Consider the following 21,474-nt stretch of genomic DNA (forward strand, 5'->3'; position numbering starts at 1 on the left):
CCACCGTCACGGTGGCGGTCCCGCCTGGAAGGCACCCTCTATGACTCAGCCGACGCTCGCCGTGGCACCCAACCGCCACATCGGCATGAACAGCCTGATCACCCAACTCAGAGATCAACACGCCCGGTCGGTGGACGTCTACGCCAGCGCTGACACCATGCACGCCGACGGCGGCAAGCTGATCATCGCCCGCACCGCACCGGTCCTGACCCCGGCGGGTGTGGACCTGACCGCGGGTAGCTTCGCCCTGTCCGACGTCGCGCTGGGCGGCGTCGCCAAGAAGCTCGACATCCCCGGAACCTATCTACGCCGACTGGCCGCCGAGAACGTGCCGCTGCTGGACACCAACGTCAACAGCTGGCTGGAACGCGACGACCGCCGCTTCCTGGTGCGCTGCCTACGCTGGACCCCTACCAGCGGCGACGGCACCGCACGGGCGTTCCTGTCCGACCGGTACCTGCGGATCAACAACCTCGACGTGCTGATGGCAGCGATCAAGGGCATCGAGCAGGCCGGCGTCGCCGTGCAGATCGCTTCCTGCGACCTGACCGACCGGCGCATGTACGTGCGGTTCGTCTCCCCCGACGTACAGGTCATGGCGCCGGAGCTGCTGCGTAACTACCGCAGCCCGTTCGACGGGCGCCGTGGCAGCGACCTGCCGGTCATCTCCGGCGGGTTCCTGCTGCAGAACTCCGAAACCGGGGAGGGCCGGTACTCGTTGGCCCCGTGGCTGCGCATCGAAGTCTGTCGCAACGGCCAGACCGTTGAACGCGGCGCGGTCGGGCGCACCCACATCGGTGCCCGCATCACCGACTCCGACGGCATCGTCGATCCCTCGGCCGAGACGATGCGCAAGCTGCTGGATCTGATCACCGCGCAGACCATCGACACGATCCGCGCCTACCTCAACGTCGACTTCGTTACCCGCGCGGTCGCTGATCTGGAACGCGCCGCCGGCGTCACGGTCCGCAAGCCGGAGGCCACGATCAAGGTCGTGTCCCAGCAGCTGCACTACACCAAGGACCAGCAGGACGCGATCCTCGCGCACTTCATCGCCGGGGCTGATTTGAGCGCCGGCGGCATCATGCAGGCCGTTACGTCCGTGGCGCGCAGCATCGACAACGCGGACGCGGCCTACCGGATGGAGACCACCGCGTCGAAGGCGCTGCAGCTGGCCGCCGCAGCCGCCTGATGTAGCTGCCCGTCGCCTTTTCGTTGCTCGTCATTTGCAGGGCGCCCACCGACACGGTGGGCGCCCTGCCGTGCGTTCCGGAGGTCATCCCATGCCGCCCCAACGGCACCACACCCCGTCTGCGGTCACCGCCTCGCGAATACCACCGGGCCATACCGGCCCCGAGCACCACCGCACCGCTGGTGCGCAGGCTTCGCGGTTCGCGTGCGGCACCTGCGGCAGCCCGCTCGACCGTTACGCCGAGCTGCCCTCCGGCACCGTGTCCTTCGAGCATCCGATCTGGAAGGACGCCGACCACCCGCCCGTGCCGGTGGCGGCCGACGCCGTCGAGGCCACCTACGTCTGCGACTTCTGCACCGACCCCCAAATCCTGTTCGTCTACGCGACGACCCAGCGGGTCCTGGTGCAGGTAGAAACTCCGGGCGGCTCGGTAGTGCGTGACTACGGCACCCGCTGGGCGGCGTGCGTCGAGTGCGCCGCCCTGGTCGAAGCCCGCCACCTCACCGGCCTGCTGGACCGGATCCTTACGCACGGCATGAACTTCGCCGCGGAGGTGGTGGCGCACCTGTCGGCCATGCTGCGACAGGTCCTGTCCACGCTGCGGCCCGGCCGGGCCCTGAGCGTCAACGGGCGCTGGGAGGCCTCCCCGGTGCCGGCTACGACGTTGCCGAAAGTGCGTGACCGGCTGGCTGCACTGATCGCCGGTGATGTCGCGTTGCCCTTCGGGCTCAGCCACGACGCGGTGCGCACACCGCTGGCGGAAAGTCTGGCGATCGCCCGGCTGTACTGGGTCGACGACGAGTTCACCGTCCTGACGCGCAACGCCGCCCAGGTCCTCCCGCGGCTGGGGTTCGTGCCCGGTGACCTGCCGGCCGCGCACGGCTTCGTCGCATGGGCCCAACCGGTCGACGGCGGCCGAAAGTGCGTGGCGGCGGCGTGGAGCAGTCACGGCGACGCGGTGCAGCTCGTCGGCTACCGCAGCATCGGTGACGGCCTCGCGCCCGTGCCGTTGCAGCAGCTGCGCACCGAGGTCGGCTGGTTGATCCCCGCCTTCGCGGTCACGCTGCGCCCCGGGCAGCCCGTCACCGCCACCCATCCCGCGGCGGCGCTGGTGACGACGTGGCGGCTCATCCGCCAGCGCCTCGCCGAGTCAACCCCGGCGAAGGTCGACACGTCGATTCGCCGGGCCTACCAGCGCGCGCGGCGGCCGGAGCCTGAGGTTGCGCTGGTGCGGATCCGCGGCACGCGATCGACGTCTGCGCCGGCCTTGCCCGGCAATGCCGGTACGGGGAGCGAGCATGAACGCGATTTCCGCTGGTGGGTGACGCCGCACTGGCGCCATCAGCCGTACGGGACGGGCCGGTCGCTGCGGGACTGGATCGTGGTCCGGCCGCATCTGCGAGGCCCGCAGAACAAGCCGATCAGGGCTACCACCACCGTGCGGGTGCTCGGCACGCTCCCGCCACGGCCTGACCTCACCGCGTAGGTGCCGACCGGAGCCCCGTGACGCCGGTCCGGTGAAGGCTCGCCGGCCTCCCCGCCGGGTGGGAGGGGGTGAACAACCGCAGCCGACTGGCCGGTCACGGCCCGCACCGGGCGTAACTACATCAGCGCGACGCCGAAGGCCAGCAGGTCAACGCCGCCCATCAGCAGCGCTGACGACCCCCGGCGCACCCCTGCCATCCCCTTCGCTTCACGAAAGGAGCCCTTCGATCATGACCGACCCGCTGCCCGACACCACCTACCGCAGCCCGCAGGACCTGCTCGGCGCCGTGCCCTATCTGCTGGGTTACCACCCGGTCGATGAGGTCGTCGCGGTCTATCTCGGCGCCGATCACCGCATCCTCGCCGTGGCCGCCGAACCCATCCGGTTTTCCGCCGAGACGCTCAGCGAGCACCTGATGCTGCGGGCCCCTGCCGAACCGTGTGCGCAGGTCGCGGTGATCGGCTACGGCCCACCGGCGATGCGACCCACCCTGGCCACGATGGGCCGCATCATCGACCTGTTCCTGCCCTTGCACACCCTGCTGTGGGTCACCGGTTCCCGGTGCGTGTGCCTGCTCGACGGATGCTTGTGCCCGGCCAGCCGCGGCATCGATATCAACCCGGCCATCAACCCGGTCGCCGCGCAGCTCACCGTCGACGGCATCGTGGCCCTGCCCTCGCGGCAGGCCCTGACCACGCTGGTCGCCCCGGACCTGGTGTCGCAGGCCGAGACGGAGGCCGCGCTGGCGGTCCCGGCACCGGATGTCACCGCCACCAGGCTGCTCGACGACGTCCGGGCCACGGCCAAGAAGGGCCAGCGGCTCACCCCCGAGCAACTGGCACCGCTGACGCTCGCCTTGACCCACCACGACGCCCTCGAAACCGCGTGGGACGCCGTGTGCGCGTGCATGTGGCAACGCGATCTGTGGCTGGATGTGACCCGCCGCGTCCCGGACCGCTACGTCACCGGCCCGGCGACACTGGCCGCCTGGTGCGCCTGGCTGCGCAACGAACACGCCCTGGCCACCGTGGCATGCAAACTCGCCATCCACCAGGGGCCCGGCGACCGGTTGACGCGGCTCGTGACCAGCGTCGTGCGCACCCACATCCCCTCGCACCGCCTACGCCGGTCCGCCACCCACTGACACCTGCCGTGGCTGCGGCGCTGACCGCGCGCGGACCGGCGACCAGCCTTCCTGCGCCGTGAGTGCCGGCCCAGAACGACGTGCCGTTACGAGCCGGACGTCTCGTCAACTTGCGACGGGGCAGGTGCCGGCAGGGCTGGCCGCTGATCCTGGCCGCCCGCGTCGCGCCCCGCAAGCCCACCCCCACCAGCCACCACCGCGTCGATGTGACCACCGGGGTGTGCCCTGCGGGTTCACGCCGATCGGCCGGCCCTTGGCGGATCAGGCCAGCCCCGCTCGGGCGCCCGCCCGAGCGCAGCGCTCATCACTGCACTTTGTGGAGGTAAATCCATCGTGACCACCGTCATCACCGACACCGAGACTTTTCAGGACAACGACGTCACCGGGTTCGACACGCCTGACGCCGCCGCCAGCACCGAACTGGTCGCGACCGAGCCCGCGCTGATCGGCGAGATCGTCGACGGGCCGGTGCACTTCAACACGGGCGAGGACGGCCCGCAGTTGCCGTTCCGCGCCGGGCTGCTCGACGCCCGCTACCTGCACGAGTCCCAAGTCTTCAAGCGTAGGCAGGTGGGCGACCTGAGCGACCTGATCGCCTCGGTGCGCCTGTTCGGCGTCCGTGCCCCGCTGGTCGTGCGTTCTCTTGGGCTCTTCCCGCCCGTCGACGCCAAGGGTGCGCTGGTCGAGGACGGCGAACCCGTCGAGCACTTCGCCGTCGTGGACGGACTGCGGCGCCGCAACGCGGCGATCGCGGCTGAACGCTTCGAACTGCCATGCTTCATCGCCGATACCGACGACGACATCCAGCTCATCCTGCAGTTCCTGGAACTCAACGACCACCACAAAGTCCTAGAGGGCATCGAACAGGCCGACGCCTACCAGATGCTGCTCGATTTGGGTCTGAGCGAACAGCAGATCGCTGACGCCCGCCGCACCGACGTCAGCCAGGTCCGCACTGCGGTCAAGGCCCGGGCCCTGCCGGCCACCGCGCAGCGCGCCCTCAATTTGGGCACTCTCACTCTGGACCAAGCCCTCGCGTTGGAGGAGTTCGCCGACGACCTGGACGCCCAGCGCAAGCTGCTGGACAAGCTGGGTGACGAGTACGCCTTCAAGCACGAGTTGTCGCGGCTGCGTGACAAGCGCGCCTACGGCCGCAACCGCGACGTCGCCAAGGCGCGTCTGGTGCTGGAGAGCGTCGACGTGACGCCCAAGCCGCGTGGCTTCGGCTACGACGGCACTGCGGTACCTGCGGATCTGCTCCTGGACGCCGACGGTCAGCCGGTCGACGTCGAGGCGGTAAAGACTCAGCCGGGTTTCCACGCCTTCGTGGAGAAGGACGGCGGCCAGGCCCGCACCGTCGTGTACTGCGACGACCCGGACCAGCGCGGCTACACCCGCCGCAAGGAGGTCACGGCGGCGTACCGCGGGCTGAGCCCGGAACAGATCGCCGCCAAGGAGCTGGCCGAGCAGGAGGCCAAGGACCGCCTCGAGCGTCTCAAGCTGGCCGCGACCGTACGCCGGGAATTCATCGTCGAGAAGTTCGGCACGGCCAAGGGAGCACGCGCCCTTTTCGTGGCGGCGCTGCGGGCGGCCACGCTGGGCACGGCGATGGGTCGTTCCGCCGACCTGGAGGAGCTGTACCAGGTCCTGGGCGGTTCCGACAACGACACCCTCGCCGGCGCCGGCGAGGACCGGCTGCGCCGCAGCCTGGTCGCCAAGTACATCTGCGCGCTGGAATACAACCTGGACAGCCTGACCCAGCCGTACCGGATGTGGATCGACAAGCAGTCGGCCGTCGCGTGGTACGACGAGCTGCGTCAGCGCCGGTACCCGCTGACCGAGGACGAGCAGGAGCTCTACCAGGGCTGGACGGCGGAGTCGGCCACGGAGGAGGACGACGACGAAGCGGAGGACGGCACTGCGGACGAGGTGTTGACCCCTGACGTCGTGCTGGGTACCGACACCGAACAGATTCCCGGCGCCGACGAGCAGGACGAGGTCATCGAGGTGCTCGCCATGAATGGGGACGCGGGTGGCGTGGTGATTGAGGCCCCGTTTAACCGCACCCCGGTGGGCGCCGACGGCACCCACGAGCGGCACGACGCCGACGAGTTCTCCGACGCAGCCTGATACGAGCACCGCGCTGCGTCCGCGGCCCGGACGACGGGGGACGCAGCGCGGTGCCTCACCAGCAACCGCGCCTTGGTACCGCAAGACCGGGGGTAGGCGTCCTGGCCGCTTCGATGTCCACGGCCGACGCCGTTGGTTCCCGTTGCCTGGGCGCCAGGCCCGGTTCCCGGCTGAACTGTTAGCCATCAGCGTCCCGCGACAGTCTCCCGTCGGGGGGGCGCTTCGCGCTGACCCGCCCACCAGAACCTGACATCTACGGTCCCGGCCCGCTCTTGGCGGGCCGGGACCGTCCTTTTCTCGGAGTTGCGCCATGAATCCTTGGTTCACTGCTACCACCCCCACGCAGGACGTCAGTACGGTTCGGCGTCCTCTGACCCCCGCCGAGCTGGACACGCTCCGTCGGCAGATCCACAGTGACGCTGCCGACCCGCAGGAGCTGGTCACCGCTGTCGTCACCGCAGTGTTCGACGCCCTGCTGACCGACCAGGGTCGGACGTACCGCGACCACCAGGATGATGCGCTGTTCGACCGCAGCCGCTACGCGATCCCGGTCAGCCAGTGGACCGCGATCGTCACCACCGTCACCGATCGCGCCTACACGTGGGGCGCCGCCACGTCCACCGGCATGAACCTCGCCGCGCTGCTACCCGGTAGTTACGACGACCCGGCCGTGTCCACCCCGCTCCTGCGGCCCATCGGCGGCAGCTCCCACCTGGTCCGCCTGGACATCAGCCGGGAGGCCGCCGCCACCGTCGCCTCCTGCCAACAGCACCTGATCGAACTCGCCGACGCCTACGGCACCGACAGCGACCATTACCGCAACGCCGCCGCGAGCTGGTCGCTGCAGCTCACCGCCCTGATCAGCGCCCCACCCGGCGTCCACCGGGTGCTGCACCCCGACGGGCCGCTCTCGCTGTATGTCAGCACCGACGACGCTGACCACTACGGCATCGTCTTCGAGCCCCTCGCCCGGCACTGCACCGTCGCGGGCTGCCACGCGGTGACCACAGCAGGCGGGCAGTGGCAGCCCAGCTGTCCCGATGCCGTCGTGATCGACCACGAACACCAGCCCAGCCACCCTGCCGACGGCCCGCAGCCCGGCCGGTGGACAACCCGGCCCTGACCGCGCGCCGATAAACACCCCACCGGCGACCCGCTTGCCCTGCGGCGTACCCGCAGCAGCGAGCACTCCGACACCGCCACGGCGGTCCCGCGCCGTGCTCGCCGACCGTGTACGGCCAGCGACCACGGCGCCCGCGTGACGGTGACCGCCGCCTGATTTGAAGAGGTAGTTCTGGTCCCAGTAGTCGAACTTCTTCTGGCTCCACCGGTGGATCGGTGCGCGATGTTCCAACTTGTTTTGGCTCCACCGGGTCATCGATGAGTTGGTAAGGACCGATTCGGGTCGGTGGCCTTCTTTTGCCCCACCTGGTCCGGCCGGTCCGGCGGCGTGGCGGGTTCCCTCAGCCGGGTGACTTGCTGGCGCATCGACTGGCGTGGGTGCGACTGTGCACCTTCGGTCATGTCGGGAGGCCGTTGGTGTTGTCGCGTGTGGATTTGTTCGAGCGGATCCGCCGGGATCGCCGGTTGGAACCGGAGATTTCCCAGCGGGCGCTGGCGCGCCGGTATGGCGTTCATCGCCGGACTGTGCGGGAGGCGTTGCACTCGCCAGTGCCGCCGCCGCGCAAGAAGCCGTCCAGGGCTCGCGCTTCGGTGTTGGAGCCGGCGATGGAGTGGATCGACGCGATGCTGCGCGAGGATCTGAGCGCGCCACGCAAGCAGCGCCATACCGCCCGGCGGATCTACGACCGGTTGCGGGTCGAGTACGACTTCAACATGGCCTGCTATTCGACGATCTGCACCTACGTCAACAAGCGGCGCGCGGAGATCCTGGCCGATGCCCGTGAGGGCCGGATGCACCTGGAAGGCACGGTCCCGCAGCTTCACGCACCCGGCGCCGAAGCCGAGGTCGACTTCGCTGACGTGTGGGTGCGCCTGGCCGGTGAGCCGGTGCAGTGTCACCTGTTCACGCTGCGGCTGTCCTACTCGGGCAAGGCGGTGCACCGCGTCTACGTTTCGGAGAGCCAAGAGGCGTTCATGCAAGGCCACGTCGAGGCGTTCCGAGTGCTGGGCGGGGTGCCGACGCGGCACATCCGTTACGACAACCTCAAGCCGGCGGTGAACCGGGTCTGCTTCGGCCGCACCCGCGTGGAGTCACAACGCTGGACCGCGTTCAGATCGTTCTACGGTTTTGATCCTTTTTATTGCATTCCTGGCCAAGAGGGCGCTCACGAGAAGGGCGGCGTCGAGCACGAGGGTGGGCGCTTCCGGCGCACACACCTTGTTCCTGTCCCCGAGGTCGACACCCTGGAGGAACTCAACGAGCGGCTGGCAGAGATCGACGAGGTCGAGGACAAGCGGCACGTCCACGGCGCGAACACCAGCATCGGGTTCAACTTCGCAGAGGAAGCGCCGCTGCTGGCGCCACTGCCGGCTGACGACTTCGAGTGCGGCATCACCCTGACGCCGAAGGTCCGCCGGGACTCACGCATCGTGGTGCGCCAAAGCTACTACTCGGTGCCGGCCCGGTTCATCGGTCGGCAGGTGCGGGTCAGCCTGCGCGCCAACGAGCTGCTGGTCTTCGACCGGCACCGGGTCGTTGCCCGGCACCCGCGGCTGACCCGCCGTTACGCCTACCGCGACGACCTGGACCACTACCTGGAGATCCTGATGGTCAAGCCCGGCGCCCTGGCCGGATCGACCGGGCTGGCGCAGGCCCGCGCCGCGGGGACTTTCACCGACACCCACGACGCCTTCTGGGCCGCGGCCCGCACTGCGCACGGTGACGCCGCTGGCACCCGCGCGCTGATCGAAGTCCTGCTCCTGCACCGCCGGATGCCGCACGAAGCGGTCCTGGCCGGCATCACCGCGACGCTGAACGCCGGGTCCAGCAGCCCCGAACTGGTCGCGATCGAGGCTCGCAAAGCCGAGCACCGGCCGGAGACGCTGCTCGACGACGAGGACTTGGCCGAGCTGGCCGTGCCCGGACCGGGCGAACAGACCGCGCCCGGGAAACCGGCCAGCACGAACGTCATCACCCTGCCCATCCGCAACCCGGTCCTCGACGACAACCGTCCGCTGCCGTCAGTGGCCGCCTACGACCAGCTGCTCAGGCTCCGATCCTCGAAAGGCTCCGCATGACTGCCACTACCGGCGAGGCGCGACCGCCCACCACAACACCCGCCCGGCCGCCGGCCAAGGCACCGCGGCAACGGGTCGTCGCCCCGGGCATGGACCCGGTCGATGCCGCGATCGAGCAGGCCGCCCGGACCCTGCACCTGCCGACCATCCGCGACGGCTACGAAGAGGCCGTCGAGCACGCGCTGCGGGAGCGGTCCACCTACAAGCAGTTCCTTGCCGACCTGCTGGGCACGGAGGTCGATCACCGCGATGAGCGCCGCAAGCTTCGGCTGGTCCGTGAGGCGAACTTCTCCCGGCCCAAACGCATCGAGGATTTCGACTACAGCGCCAACCCGAACGTCTTGCCCGAGCAGATCAACACGCTCTGCGACCCGTCCTGGGTCGTCGCTGGTCAGCCGCTCTGCCTGATCGGTGACTCCGGCACCGGCAAGAGTCACCTGTTGATCGGGATCGGCACTGCGATCGCCGAGGCCGGTTACAAGGTCCGCTACACCACCGCGGCTAACCTGGTCAACGAGCTGGCCGAGGCCGCCGACGAACGGCAGCTGACCAAGGTCATCGCCCGCTACGGGCGCTGCGATCTGCTTTGCCTGGACGAGTTCGGCTACCTCGATCTTGACAAGGCCGGCGCAAAGCTGCTGTTCCAGATTTTCACCGACCGTGAGGAACGCCGGGCGATCGCGGTCGCATCCAACGCCCCGTTCTCGGAATGGCACCGCACCTTCACCGACGCCCGGCTCTGCAAGGCGATCGTCGACCGGCTCACGTTCAACGCCCACATCATCGAGACCGGCAACGAGTCGTTCCGGCTGCTCACCACCACCCGCAAACGCGGCAAGAAGTAGTCACACGCACCCCCGTCCCGGCGGCCGCGGCGCGAACCGCGTCCGGCTGCCCGGCCCCGCTGGCGAGGAGCACCCGTGAGCGATCCCGGCCCGGCCGATGCCCTCACCGAAGTTCCGGTGAACGCAGCCGTCCTGGACGCCACCGCAGACCTGCTCGACCTGCTCAACGACTTCTTCACCAGCACCGACTTCGCGACACGCTCCCGGCTCGGTTGCTTCCTCGTCGGCCGTTACGGCCCCGAGAACACCACGGACTCGGTCACCGAAGCCGCCGTTCTGCTCGAGCAGCTCGGCGAGGCCGCCGAGCTGCTGCACTCCCTCGCCGACCACTCTGGCGCCGACGACCGGCCCGGCTAAGTCTTGCGGCACCGGACCCGGCTCTGCAGCCCGATGCCCTGTCGCAGCCGGCCGGTCACGGTCTCACCTGATCTGATATCCCCAACGCGCTCTACTTGTCCTGACGCACACGCAGAGCCCGGTGCCGAAAGCGCTGCGACCGGGTCGGCAGCTGGCTGGTTTCATCAAGGACGCTGCTCAACTCATCGTTGGCATAGCCGCCCTCGATCCAGTCAAGGGCTCGGTCGGCCCAGTACTCCGTCGGCCAGCGCAGAGCCATCGTGATCAGCTCCAACCAGGGCGGGTCTGGTTCAAACGAAGTCCGTGCCGTCACTTCTGCCTCTACCTCGCGAAACGGCCGCTCCAACAAGGGCAGGAGCGAGCGCAGCCGGGTGCGCTCCTGCGCAGGACCGATCGGCAAGGAATCTCCGCCGACGACCCAGGTGCCATCGGCGATGCCCAACGCCAAGCCGTAATCGTTGATCGTTAGAACTGGACGAAATCCGCTCGCTTCCACAGCAACATGCTCTCGCAGCAGTTCCGTCCACCGACCAGGACACCCGCGCATAAAGAAGCCGGGCCCGTCGGTCCACCTGTCGGGGGCGAACCAGACCGACCCGGTCCTGCCTCGATGCTACGACCTCAGGCAGCTCGATCAGCAGCGCTCAGGTGGAGCCAAAAGAAGTTCTCATCCCACGTTCGAGCGACACCCCACCAAGGCCGGGTGGAGCCAAAACAAGTTGGAATCACGGCCCCGGCCACGACCCGTCAACGCCCTCGATCATCGCCCGAGTGGAGCCAAGAGAAGTTCTACTCGATCAAGCGGTGGTCCCAAGAGAAGTTCGTCCGGTGGGGCCGAAACAGGTTCTTACAAACAGCCGCCGGTCACCGTCGCCAACCCGGCCTCCACCGCTGGCCACCACCGTCCACCAGCCGCACCGGCGGACGAACGATCCCCATCGGCCTGTCCGCCTCCGCGGTCGTCGCACCGCCATCACCCAAGGAGCCGTCGTGCGTCACCCTTCCCGTCTTGCACGCAGACCTGGCATCTGTGATCCGCGGTCGGCGCCGGCGCCGCGGTCGGGTCACCGTCGCCCCGCCGCGCCCTACGGCAACGTCGTGTCCCACATGCGCCTCGCCGGCCGGCCCCAGCAACCGGCGCGCTCGACCCCCCGCCTGCTGGTTACCGGTCGCCGGCCACCCGACCGTGACAACACCACCAGGCGGACTCTGCAGGTGTGCACTACTTCCCGGCCGTGCCGGCGTTGTGCAGGTGGGTGGTGAACGCCTCCTGGCCGGCCGATCCGATCGCCAACAGTGATCCGCGACCACCGGTCACCACGGCGGACCTCGTGGCCGCAGCGATCGGCTACGCCGCGGCTGGCATAGCGGTGCTGCCGCTGCACACCCCCAGCGCCAGCAGTGTCTGCAGTTGCCGAGCCGGTGCGACCTGCGGCTCGCCGGGCAAGCACCCCCGTCTGCGTCGCGGCCTGCACGACGCCTCCCGGCAGCCGCAGGTCATCCGGGCGTGGTGGGCGCGGTGGCCGGACGCGAACGTCGGCCTGGTCACCGGAACGGTGCTGGACGTCTGCGACATCGACACCGCCAGCGGCCTGCACGTCGTTCTCGACCTGCTCGACGTCATCCGCCCGCCCGGTCCACTGATCCGTACCGGTTCTGGGTGGCATCTCTGGTACGCCGCCGGGGAGCTGCCCAGCCGGGTAGCGATCGCACCCGGGGTGGACTGGCGCGGTCGCGGCGGCCTGGTCGTCGCCCCGCCGTCGCTGCACACCACTGGGACCCGTTACACGTTCCAGCAGCCCTGGCAGCACCCCGGCCTGCCGGTCTGCCCACCGCAGCTACGCGCCCTGGTTCTTCCAGCACCGCAGCCACTGGCCGGCCCACCGGCAGCCCCGATCGCGGACCTGGACCGCTACGTGCAAGCAGCGCTCGAGGGCGAAGCCCAACGCATTCGCCGTGCGCCACGGCCGGTCATCAGCGACGGCCGGCGCATCAGCGGCGGCGGCCGCAACGACGCCCTGAACCGGGCCGCGTTCCGGCTCGGGCAACTGGCCGCGCAGACCCCCATGGACGAGACGGCCGTGCGCCGCGAACTCACCGAAGCCGCCCTCAGCACGGGGCTGGGACGCGCTGAGGTCCAGCGCACATTGTCGTCCGGGTGGCGAGCCGGGCTGCGTCATCCCCGGCGTCTCGGTGACCGACAGAGTGCCGCCGGACGTCATGTCAGGAGGGCACCGGTGCACACCTGGCCGGGACCGCACAGCTGACGCCCTCCTGCTCGGCCGTCACCGCGGTGAGCAACCAGCTCGGTCTGGCCAACGATGGAATGCCGCCCGCCCCTCGAGGCTGGCTGCGGTCCGACGCGCCACTCGGCCGTTGTACCCGAACCCAGGGTGCGTGGTCCGAGCCGATGCAAGGTCGGCGCCCGACGGTGGGCAATGACAGCTGCTCCGCGATAGGGCGCGTTGCGGTCCCGGCATGCCGGCTGGGCCGGTCCGTGGACGTCGGTTGGTTCCGCTGCTGAGGGACCCGAAGGTCAGCCCACCCAGGCCAGGGGTGCAAGCCCCGGCAGAGCATCTTGGCCCACACCGTCTCGCGTTGCTCGACGCCAAGATCTTCTGACTCGGACGGGGCTTGCACCCCTTTGGCCTACGTGCGGGCTCTGACCGGCCCCGTCAGCGCGGCCCCGCGGCGCCCGGATCACCCGATCCGAACGGCGTGCATGGGCCGCACCGCATCACTTGAACGGGAGTCAGCACATGTCGGAGTTCAACTTCACCTTCGAGGGCAACCTCGTCGCCAAGCCCGAGCTGGAGATCACCAAGGGCGGGCAGACCCTGAGCCGACTCCGTGTCGCCCACAGCCGCCGCCGTAAGGTCGAAGGCCAATGGGTGGACGCTCCCCCGATGTGGGTGCATGTAACCGCCTGGGACGACCTCGCGGAACGATGCGCCAAGTTGGACAAGGGCGACACTGTGCTCGTCAAGGGCCGCGACGACCTGGGCACGTGGGCCTTCATCCGCCAGGACGGCACCCCCGGCGGCATCCTCGAGGTCACCGCCGAGAACGTGTCGTTGTCCCTGCGATTCACCGGAGCCCAGCCGGTGGCCAGCAACCACCCCGCCGGCGACGCATGGGATCCCGCCACCCCTGAGCCTGAGGCCGAGCGCGAGCTGCAGGCCGCCTGACCGCCTTCCCGGGGCCGGTCACCCGGCCGGCCCCAGTCTCCCACTGACACGTCCGATCCATTCCGGGGAGTTTCGTCATGAGCCAGGAACCGTCGAAGCAGATCTTCAGCAGTCTCATCCAAGGCACCGTCCGTGGCCGCAGCGAGCAGGGGCACACCAACAGCGGCGGCCGGGCCTTCGTCAAGTTCCGCATCGTGCACCGAACCGGCTACTTCAGTAGCGGCAAGTGGGTAGCCACCGCCCCGATGGAGTTCGAGGTGACCTGCTGGGAGGAACAGCAGATGCTGCTCGCCCGCTCCCTGCGCCCCGGCACCGACGTCCTCGTCACGGTCAAGAAGATGACTCCGTACCTCGACCAGGGCGAGGAACCCATCATCAATATCACGCCGGCCAACATCACGCCCCTGCCCAGCAGCAACGCGCCCACCCCAAGCGCACCGCGCCGGCAGCGCAGCGGCGACCTGGTCGTGAGCCCGCACGGCGAGAAGATCGCCGCGGACGCCTGGCCGGACACCGTCACCGACCCGCAGCTCGTGCATCGCCGCTGAGCCCATCCGCGCCAAGGCCGGCCCGCACACGCGGGCCGGCCTTTCGTCGTTCAGGAGGTCCGCCCCCATGACCCCAAAGCTCCAACCCGCCATGCACCGAGGCCTCGATCGTGCAGCCGCCGCTGGCCGGGCCCCCGGCCACCCACCGCTGCCGCGCGCAAGCTCACGCCGGTCCATGTGCGAGTGGTGACCTGTTGCCGCGGCTGGTATTTCGAGCACAGCGCCGAGTGTTGTACGCCCTACACTGTAGGGCCGTGCAGCGACTGCTACGCCGACCCCGGCAGCTGCCACATCTACCCGTGCTGCTCCTGGTTCGATGTCGAACCGGTCGAGAGTCCGGCTGAGGCGTCGCTGTGGCCCGATGCTGCCCGCTGGCCCGGCCACCCCCTCGCGAGTAGCCCGCCCTTCGTCGCCAACGATCGGCCTGTTCGGCTTCGCCGCTCGCCGCTCGCCGGAGCACCGTCACAGGCGCGACACTGTAACCCAATCCACCCTGGCGCCCCGCGTCGTAGGTGACAGGCCCTACGGCATCTGCGCGTCGCCACGATCGACCCACCGATAAGAGTCCGCGCCGCCCACAACACCGCGATGAGGTTCAGGCCCGTGCCGGACCCGACGCCGCCCGATGCAGCCGCCCTGGGCCTCACCAGCTGTGTCAGCTCGGCGAACCGACCGGCGCAGCCGGCCCGGCGAACGCGGTGGCGACACCCGGCCGCCGCGTTCGCCAGTCCTCAGTGATGACCGACCCGGCAACGGTCAGGCAAGCCGGCAAAACATCTTGGAAGCGCAGCACCAACCCTCACTCACGCCTCCCGTGCTCCGCTTCCAAGATCTTTTGACCTGAGAGCTGGCTTGCCAGCCGCCGCCGTGCCGTTCCCCCAATGGCCTGTCAGCGCGGCAACCCCGGTGCCAACCGGCAGACGCCGCACCCTCCGCTATCCGGAAGGCAGCGCCATGAACGACAACACCGAGGCCACCACCACCGAGCCGACCACCACCGCCACCGACCGCCGGTCGCTGCGCACGACCACCCGTCACCTGACCCACCCGGTCGTGCACGTCGCCGGCCTCCTCGCCGCTCACGTCGCTGCGCTGGCGGTGCTGGAGAAGACGCCGCTGCTGGCCCTGCTCTCGCTGCACTGATCTCCCCGCGGGTCCTGGTGGGGGTGCCGCCTCGGCAGCACCCCCACCAGGACCTACACGCGTGCACGCACCGCATCAGCAACGGCACCCCGATCACAGCGGCGCAGCTACACCGCGTTGCCGGCACTACCACCAGACCGCCGTCACGCAGACCCAGCAAGGAAAAGACGACGGACAACGCCATATCCGTAACCGACCCCTACCTCTCATCGCCCGCCGTGCGGCACTGCGACGCCCGTGGGACACCGGCTCGAACCCGGCCAGCCATGGTGCTGATCACCGACCCTCACCGCGGCTGGCACCACAACGAGGACGCCTCGCGCCCAACCCACCTTCCCGCCCAGGGCACCGCCGGGGACGAGGGTCACCTCTACCGCGTCGGCGATCTGTTCGATGCCGACCGCACCAGTTGGCCGCAGGGCTCGCACCTGTGGCTGGACTCTGACGGTGACACCCGGCTGGCCATTTTCCTGACCGACACAGGCCGGCGTGAGATGTCCGCCGTCGAGTCCGGCACACCATGCTTCGGCTGGACCGAGCAGGACGTCAACGGGTTCCTGTTGTTCAAGTACGGCGACTCACCGTGGAACGATGACCCGTTCAGCCCCGCACCGGACCCTTCACTGCTCAGCCGATACCGCGCGGCACTCATAGCCGGGCGTTCATGTTCCTGGTGCACGCCGACACCAGGCGCAGCGCCGCGATGCGGATGGTCACCTGACCGGCCTACTTCCTCAACCACGTCATCCATTCGGTGCACCGGCTCGCGACCCGTTCGCACCGCGAGGCCGAAGCGCAGACCGCCTTGCAGGGCTTCTACCGCCGCTATCCCGACGGCCCGTCGCTGTACCGCCTCGTCCGCACTCTGCCACCCGAGGCCACGTGCACAGGCGGACAACGCGATGACAGCCCTCATTGACTCACGACACCACCGGTCGCTGATCGAGGAGCTCGACCCCGGCGGGCAGGCAATTCCGGCTGCCCGACCCGCTACTCCCTCGTCCATGCAGCAGCAGCCTCGACGGCTGCACGTCGCGCACACCTGCAGCGAGCAAACCCCGGAGCGTCTGGAGCCGCTCGCTGAGGGACCCAAGGTCAGCCCACCCAGGCCGGGGGCGCAAACCCCGGCAGAACATCTTGGCCCACACCGTCTCGCGCTGCTCGACGCCAAGATCTTCTGACTCGGACGGGGCTTGCACCCCTCAGCCCATGTGCGGGCTCTGACCGGCCCCGTCAGCGCGGCACCCCCAGCGCCGGGATCACCCGATCCCGCAGGGCGGGCCGCATCAGCTCCAGCCTGATGGAGGCACCCAGCATGACCGAGAACATCATCGACCAGAACACGCTCGCCACCCCGGCCGAGCAGACCTCCGCCGGTGACGGGCGGCCGGCCGCCCCGCAGGGCTCGGTCTACCTGTCCGACGTCCTGGCCAGGATCCGCCGACACGCCAGCGACAACAACTGGTGCTCCACCGCCGAGAACATCACCAGGCAGGCTTTGAACGACGGGCTGTCCTTCAAGCCCGTCCGCTCCACATCCAACGACGGATGCAACGATCCGTCCTGCAAGCTTTGCAGCCCCCCGGACGCCGTCTCCGAGCGGTTCACCGCGGCCGAGGGCGTCGACCCGTTCGTCACAAAAGCCCGTCTGAAGAAGGCGATCAGGAAAGCCTACGACCTCGGTTTTGGCTACGGCGAGTACCGCCGCCTCTACCAAGAGCTCATCGACACCTACGAGCTGGACGAGGTCCCGCTTCCCGTGACCACGTACACAGTCGCCTTCACCGTCACCGACGAGCAGCTGCACGGACAGACGGCTGACGAAGACGCCGTGGCGGATGCCCTGCGTGCCGGAATCACGAACGGCTTCACCGTCACGACCGAAACCACAGAGCAGGCCCTGCCCACTCTGTAGCCGTAGTCATCACAGATTGCCCGGCCGGTTCACACCGGCCGGGCAACTTCCCAATGACTGACCACCACCAGGGCGCCGAAACCCTCAGCCCACCACGTCTCATGCGCCGCCCCCGCAAAGACGTGTCCCGCGGTCACCGAGCCGCGCTACCCCCAGAACGAAAAGGATCACTGATGAGCGCCTGGATCGTCAGCCGTGACCACCTCGACCTGCTTCTGACCGCCGCCCTAGCGTGGGAGATCACCCCGCCAGGCGAGGCAGACAAGACCGGTCGAATGCTGTGGAGAGAGAACCTCGCCAGCGTCGCCTACCGCTACCCGTACGACCGCGACGGCGACCGGCCCGGCCCGATTGACTTCCGCGACCGGCACGTCGACACCTACCGTTTCCGACCTTACCCCGGCCGGGTCGATCCGGACGTCGTTGCCGCAGCCGCGGACTCACTCGTCTGCCAATCCTGCGAACACCCTGGCTGGTCGACCAGCACCGCATGCCGGTGGACCACGCGTCTACGAGAGCAGGCCACCGCTCGAGTCGCGGCCTACCTCGACGAGCACGGGCCGGTGGACCCCCAGCGTCAGACGCGCGGCGAGCAAGGGTGGTACGTCGTGGTCGACCAGGACGGGCGAGAGCACGTCCGGTGCGGCGACGGCTGGAGCGTGCCCGACCGCGGCGTCTTCACCCGCGCCGTCGAGCTGCGCACCCTCGCCGCGGTCAAGCCATGACCGAGACGACGTCACCCGCCGCTGACGGACACGGTGAGCGTTCTGCCCACATGAGCCTGACCGTTCGCGGCGAACCGCCAACGACCTCGCGCGCGGCACCGCACCCGGCAGGCACTCTGCACGTCGTGCAGTTCTCGGGCGGCATCGGCAGCTGGGCCGCCGCCATGCGCGTCGCTGAAGAGCACGGCACCGACAATCTCATCCTGCTCGCCGCCGACACCAAAGCCGAGGACCCCGATCTGTGGCGCTTCGTCGCAGACGCCGGGGCCCACTTCGGTGTCGAGCCGGTGATCGTCGCTGACGGCCGCACCCCGTGGCAGGTTTTCGCCGATCAGCGCTTCGTCGGGAATTCCCGCATAGCTCCTTGCTCGGTGCACCTGAAGCAAAAACCCTGTCGGCGATGGTTGACCGAGCACGCCGACCCGGACCGCACCGTGCTGTACGTCGGGATCGACTGGAGCGAGCAGCCCACCCGAGAGCTCGTGGGGACGGCGGCGCCGGGTGCCTGCCATCGCGCGGGGCTGGTCCCCGTGGGCCGTTCGCTTCCCGTTGTGCGAGCCGCCCTATCTCAGTAAGGACCAGATGCTGGAGTGGGCGACGGCTGTTGGCCTGACGCCACCGCGGCTGTATGCACAGGGCTTCTCGCACAACAACTGTTTCGGTGTCTGCGTACGTGCTGGGCAACGCCAATGGCTGCATCTGCTGAAGGTGGCGCCCGAGCGGTACCTGGTAGCCGAAGCCCACGAAGACGAGCTGCGGCGCTTGCTCGGTGACGTGGCGATTCTGAAGGAACGCCGCGCCGGTGTCAGCTTCCCGCTGTCGTTGCGTGAGCTACGTCGTCGCGCCCAGCGTGACGACAGAGCTGCCTGACCAGCTCCACGGTCGCGCGAAGCAGTCGTGTCCGTCGCGCCGTGAGGAGATCGTGCCGCGCTGACGCCGCGTCGTCCGCTGGTGGTCAGATCAGCTGCACCCGGCTGCAGACCGGCAGAGACCAACACCGTAACAACCGAACTCAGACCGTCCCGACGCTTCTCGGCGCTCGATCCCATCGCGGGTCGGGCGTCGAGTGGTTTCGGCGCACGGCCGGCCACGGACAAGAACCAGGAGTCCCGCCATAAACAACATCGAATGGGGTGCAGTCGAGAGTCAACGCGCTCATCTGGTGGCCCCCAGCTACTTGGCCGGCTACGGCCGCCTGCGCAACGGCGAATGGGGCGCCGCCGTCGAGAACGTCGTCGTCTACAGCAGCCGCGAAGGTTTGCGCACGTGGGCGCAGTCGATCGTCGACCGGCTGCCCGGTGACCGGACCGGCAAACCGCTGGTCATCGTCAACCAAGACCAGCAGCAGGCATGGCTGACCGGGAGCCACGTGCTAGGCGCCGACCCGGAGGAACGCGCCGAGTGGACGGCGACGGTCGAAACCGTCTGCGACCTGATGCAGGTGGTCGCCAAGAACCCGGCCGCCTTCGGGTGGACGTTCGGCGATGGCGTCACCGAGCTTTTCGCCCACGTCGACGACGGCGGCGGTGACGACGACGCCGGTGGGATGGTCGCCGCCGTAAAGGTCGATGGGTTCTGGATCGGCTGCGAGCCAGTCCACGACGACGACCTCGTGCGGACCGGCCGCGGAGGCAGCGGGATCGACCTGGCCCACGCGGTACTCATGGTGATCGCCGACCGCATCGACCGTGCGTACTAACCGGGCGTCCCCACCAGGCTCGTACCCGTCAGCCGCAAACTCAACGCCGCACGACCAGTAGCGGGTGCGGACCCGCGCCGCTATGTCGTGCACCGGCCATCCGCTGGAACATCCCGCACACCGCTCTGCCGTGCGACTCCGCACATCCGGCAAGGCGCGGTGCCCGGCCGACGCGGTGCATCGGCGTAGGCCTCTGCGCTGCACAGCAGAACTGGCGAATGCGGCGGTCATCACTGCGGGCCGCCGCATTCGCCGGTCCGCAGTGATGACCGACCCGGCAGTGGCCAGCAAGCCGGCAAAACATCTTGGAAGCACAGCACCAGTCATCAATTGCCGGCAGCAGCGCTGCGCTTCCAAGATCTTTTGACCCAAGGACTGGCTTGCCTGCCACCGCCCGCGCCGTTCCCCCCGTGGCCTCGTCAACGCGGCAGCGCCGGTGCAACCGGCGCGAGTCGCGCCAGTTCGCACCACGGAGGCCACTGCATGAGTACGCACCCCACCGCAAGCAGCCGCACCGGCACCGGGCTGCGCGTCGCGGTCGTCGGCGGATCACTGACCGGCCCGACCGCAGCACTGCTACTCCAACACGCGGGATTCGACGACGTCACCCTTTACGAGGCCGCCCCGGCCAGTGCCCCCCTCGGCGGCGGGCTGATCGGCCTGGAGCACTCGTCGCTGGACATCCTCGACCAGCTCGGCGTCCCCCAGGACGAGTTCGTCCGCTACGACTCCGAGACGGTCATGGACATCACCGTCCGCGGGCGCCGGCCCGAATCCGAACACCGCCACCTGTACGCCGGCCGCAACACCACCTGGACCCTGCTGCACGCGGCCCTAACCCGCCGCCTGCCCGCCGGCACCCTGCACACCGGCCACCGGGTCACCGGCATGACCGGCGAACCCCGACGACCGCTGCTGCACTTCGCCGACGGCGACACCGCGCAAGCCGACCTGGTGGTCTTCGCCGACGGCCGCGCCTCAACCGGCAGGCGGCTGCTCGACCCGCACCGGCAGCTGCGCTACGCCGGCTACGTCGCGCACCGTGGCCAGACCAGCAGCACCCAGCCGGGCCTGCAAGACTTCCTGCGCTTCGAACCCTCCCGCAGCGGCATGCAGTTCAACGTGGCGCCCATCCCCGGCGGCGTCGACTGGACCTTCTACCTGGGCGCCACAGCTGCCCAGTACAGCGACTTCTTCGGCGCCCCACCGACCCGGCGCGTATTCGCCCTGCCCCAGCACGTCACCGACACCGCCCGCGCCGCGGTCGACACCAGCGCCCAGCAGTACCTGCCCGACGAGCAAGCCGCCCTCGTACACGCCACCGGCACCCGGATGGCTGCCGCGGTCATGGACATCGACCCCCCGACCCGCATGGTGTGGCCCGTCGGTGCCGGCCACGCGGTGCTGCTCGGCGACGCCCTCGCACCGGTCCGCCCGCACACCGCACGCGGGGCCAACAACGGCATCGAGCAAGCAGCCGGTCTGACCGCCGCGCTCACCCAGCACCGCAAATACGGCGCCAACCTGACCGCCGCCCTCGACGGGTGGCAACACCGCCACCTGCCCGCCGCAGTCGCCGCCGTGCAACTCGGCCCGGAGCTCGGCCACAAATTCGGCCTCGACGCCTAGAACTTTCCGGGTCTGGTCGACCTGGACACGGCGGTGCCTGATGGCGCTGCCACGTCTGGGCCGACCGGGCCCGCACTCACGACCTCGCGTCCGGTGCGAACGAGCCCACCAAGCAGCGCCTGTCAGGTCGGTAGGCCGCGTAGCCTGCGGCCGCACTGCAGAGACCATTTCCCGGCCCACCGGCTACGCCGGCAGGGCAGGCGGTCGCCCGCCACGGCTCGGAACACTTTGGCCGTCGGGGTCACCGGGCGCGACCCGCGTACCTCGCCGCC

General features: G+C 69.3%; 19 protein-coding genes. 18 read left to right on the plus strand and 1 reads right to left on the minus strand.

The annotated features are described in order from the left end of the window. Positions 1-40 precede the first annotated feature (40 nt). The 8 genes from Ahu01nite_RS39335 to Ahu01nite_RS39370 all read left to right on the plus strand — a co-directional run bounded on the left by Ahu01nite_RS39335 (position 41) and on the right by Ahu01nite_RS39370 (position 10,355). A complete protein-coding gene (locus Ahu01nite_RS39335; protein WP_203841839.1) occupies positions 41-1,192 on the plus strand; it encodes a DUF932 domain-containing protein in 1,152 nt (383 codons plus the stop codon). 91 nt (positions 1,193-1,283) lie between these two features. Then, complete coding sequence (locus Ahu01nite_RS39340) at positions 1,284-2,678, plus strand: hypothetical protein (RefSeq protein WP_203841840.1); 1,395 nt, start codon at positions 1,284-1,286, stop codon at positions 2,676-2,678. Positions 2,679-2,907: 229 nt separating this feature from the next. Further along, complete coding sequence (locus tag Ahu01nite_RS39345; protein WP_203841841.1) at positions 2,908-3,822, plus strand: DUF4192 domain-containing protein; 915 nt, start codon at positions 2,908-2,910, stop codon at positions 3,820-3,822. 333 nt (positions 3,823-4,155) lie between these two features. Beyond that, positions 4,156-5,952: a ParB/RepB/Spo0J family partition protein gene (locus tag Ahu01nite_RS39350; RefSeq protein WP_203841842.1), complete on the plus strand. Its 1,797-nt coding sequence runs from the start codon at positions 4,156-4,158 to the stop codon at positions 5,950-5,952. Positions 5,953-6,262: 310 nt separating this feature from the next. Continuing rightward, a complete protein-coding gene (locus tag Ahu01nite_RS39355; RefSeq protein WP_203841843.1) occupies positions 6,263-7,075 on the plus strand; it encodes a hypothetical protein in 813 nt (270 codons plus the stop codon). 416 nt (positions 7,076-7,491) lie between these two features. Continuing rightward, positions 7,492-9,153 (plus strand): IS21 family transposase, encoded by a 1,662-nt coding sequence (gene istA, locus Ahu01nite_RS39360; RefSeq protein WP_203841844.1) that lies wholly within the window; start codon positions 7,492-7,494, stop codon positions 9,151-9,153. Further along, a complete protein-coding gene (gene istB, locus Ahu01nite_RS39365; RefSeq protein WP_275411814.1) occupies positions 9,150-9,998 on the plus strand; it encodes an IS21-like element helper ATPase IstB in 849 nt (282 codons plus the stop codon). The genes istA and istB overlap by 4 nt, the downstream gene beginning before the upstream one ends. 75 nt (positions 9,999-10,073) lie before the next feature. Next, entirely contained in the window at positions 10,074-10,355 is a 282-nt protein-coding gene (locus Ahu01nite_RS39370; RefSeq protein WP_203841845.1) for a hypothetical protein, read from the plus strand. A gap of 91 nt (positions 10,356-10,446) precedes the next feature. Here Ahu01nite_RS39370 and Ahu01nite_RS39375 read toward each other — a convergent pair whose 3' ends face one another. Beyond that, on the minus strand, positions 10,447-10,851 hold the full coding sequence (locus Ahu01nite_RS39375; RefSeq protein ID WP_203841846.1) for a hypothetical protein: 405 nt from the start codon (positions 10,849-10,851) through the stop codon (positions 10,447-10,449). A 721-nt stretch (positions 10,852-11,572) separates the two neighbouring features. Between Ahu01nite_RS39375 and Ahu01nite_RS39380 the strand changes: the two genes are divergently transcribed. The 10 genes from Ahu01nite_RS39380 (at position 11,573) to Ahu01nite_RS39425 (ending at position 21,202) form a co-directional block, all read left to right on the plus strand. Next, on the plus strand, positions 11,573-12,622 hold the full coding sequence (locus tag Ahu01nite_RS39380) for a bifunctional DNA primase/polymerase (protein ID WP_239159494.1): 1,050 nt from the start codon (positions 11,573-11,575) through the stop codon (positions 12,620-12,622). Between the two features lie 492 nt (positions 12,623-13,114). Beyond that, positions 13,115-13,543 carry a single-stranded DNA-binding protein gene (locus tag Ahu01nite_RS39385; RefSeq protein WP_203841847.1) on the plus strand — a complete coding sequence of 143 codons (429 nt, stop codon included), beginning with the start codon at positions 13,115-13,117 and terminating at the stop codon, positions 13,541-13,543. A 77-nt stretch (positions 13,544-13,620) separates the two neighbouring features. Further along, complete coding sequence (locus tag Ahu01nite_RS39390) at positions 13,621-14,091, plus strand: hypothetical protein (RefSeq protein WP_203841848.1); 471 nt, start codon at positions 13,621-13,623, stop codon at positions 14,089-14,091. 954 nt (positions 14,092-15,045) lie between these two features. Continuing rightward, on the plus strand, positions 15,046-15,234 hold the full coding sequence (locus tag Ahu01nite_RS39395) for a hypothetical protein (protein WP_203841849.1): 189 nt from the start codon (positions 15,046-15,048) through the stop codon (positions 15,232-15,234). A gap of 1,315 nt (positions 15,235-16,549) precedes the next feature. After that, positions 16,550-17,149, plus strand: coding sequence for a hypothetical protein (locus Ahu01nite_RS39400; protein WP_203841850.1), 600 nt, complete (start codon positions 16,550-16,552; stop codon positions 17,147-17,149). 173 nt (positions 17,150-17,322) lie between these two features. Then, entirely contained in the window at positions 17,323-17,874 is a 552-nt protein-coding gene (locus Ahu01nite_RS39405) for a hypothetical protein (RefSeq protein ID WP_203841851.1), read from the plus strand. 50 nt (positions 17,875-17,924) lie between these two features. Then, complete coding sequence (locus Ahu01nite_RS39410; RefSeq protein ID WP_203841852.1) at positions 17,925-18,449, plus strand: hypothetical protein; 525 nt, start codon at positions 17,925-17,927, stop codon at positions 18,447-18,449. A gap of 7 nt (positions 18,450-18,456) precedes the next feature. Continuing rightward, on the plus strand, positions 18,457-18,744 hold the full coding sequence (locus tag Ahu01nite_RS39415; protein WP_203841853.1) for a hypothetical protein: 288 nt from the start codon (positions 18,457-18,459) through the stop codon (positions 18,742-18,744). Positions 18,745-19,036: 292 nt separating this feature from the next. Next, the gene (locus tag Ahu01nite_RS39420) at positions 19,037-19,573 is read left to right on the plus strand and encodes a hypothetical protein (RefSeq protein WP_203841854.1); all 537 of its coding nucleotides are present in this window, start codon (positions 19,037-19,039) and stop codon (positions 19,571-19,573) included. A 483-nt stretch (positions 19,574-20,056) separates the two neighbouring features. Further along, positions 20,057-21,202, plus strand: a complete 1,146-nt coding sequence (locus Ahu01nite_RS39425) for an FAD-dependent monooxygenase (protein WP_203841855.1) — start codon at positions 20,057-20,059, stop codon at positions 21,200-21,202. The last annotated feature ends 272 nt before the right edge of the window (positions 21,203-21,474 follow it).

The sequence above is a fragment of the Winogradskya humida genome, from assembly GCF_016862215.1.
GTDB lineage: Bacteria > Actinomycetota > Actinomycetes > Mycobacteriales > Micromonosporaceae > Actinoplanes > Actinoplanes humidus.

What these genes read in the sequence shown, in the direction of transcription:
- Ahu01nite_RS39335 (WP_203841839.1), top strand. Translation starts at nt 41, where the DNA reads ATGACTCAGCCGACGCTCGCCGTGGCACCCAACCGCCACATCGGCATG.
- Ahu01nite_RS39340 (WP_203841840.1), top strand. Translation starts at nt 1,284, where the DNA reads ATGCCGCCCCAACGGCACCACACCCCGTCTGCGGTCACCGCCTCGCGA.
- Ahu01nite_RS39345 (WP_203841841.1), top strand. Translation starts at nt 2,908, where the DNA reads ATGACCGACCCGCTGCCCGACACCACCTACCGCAGCCCGCAGGACCTG.
- Ahu01nite_RS39355 (WP_203841843.1), top strand. Translation starts at nt 6,263, where the DNA reads ATGAATCCTTGGTTCACTGCTACCACCCCCACGCAGGACGTCAGTACG.
- istB (WP_275411814.1), top strand. Translation starts at nt 9,150, where the DNA reads ATGACTGCCACTACCGGCGAGGCGCGACCGCCCACCACAACACCCGCC.
- Ahu01nite_RS39385 (WP_203841847.1), top strand. Translation starts at nt 13,115, where the DNA reads ATGTCGGAGTTCAACTTCACCTTCGAGGGCAACCTCGTCGCCAAGCCC.
- Ahu01nite_RS39390 (WP_203841848.1), top strand. Translation starts at nt 13,621, where the DNA reads ATGAGCCAGGAACCGTCGAAGCAGATCTTCAGCAGTCTCATCCAAGGC.
- Ahu01nite_RS39395 (WP_203841849.1), top strand. Translation starts at nt 15,046, where the DNA reads ATGAACGACAACACCGAGGCCACCACCACCGAGCCGACCACCACCGCC.
- Ahu01nite_RS39400 (WP_203841850.1), top strand. Translation starts at nt 16,550, where the DNA reads ATGACCGAGAACATCATCGACCAGAACACGCTCGCCACCCCGGCCGAG.
- Ahu01nite_RS39405 (WP_203841851.1), top strand. Translation starts at nt 17,323, where the DNA reads ATGAGCGCCTGGATCGTCAGCCGTGACCACCTCGACCTGCTTCTGACC.
- Ahu01nite_RS39410 (WP_203841852.1), top strand. Translation starts at nt 17,925, where the DNA reads ATGAGCCTGACCGTTCGCGGCGAACCGCCAACGACCTCGCGCGCGGCA.
- Ahu01nite_RS39415 (WP_203841853.1), top strand. Translation starts at nt 18,457, where the DNA reads ATGCTGGAGTGGGCGACGGCTGTTGGCCTGACGCCACCGCGGCTGTAT.
- Ahu01nite_RS39425 (WP_203841855.1), top strand. Translation starts at nt 20,057, where the DNA reads ATGAGTACGCACCCCACCGCAAGCAGCCGCACCGGCACCGGGCTGCGC.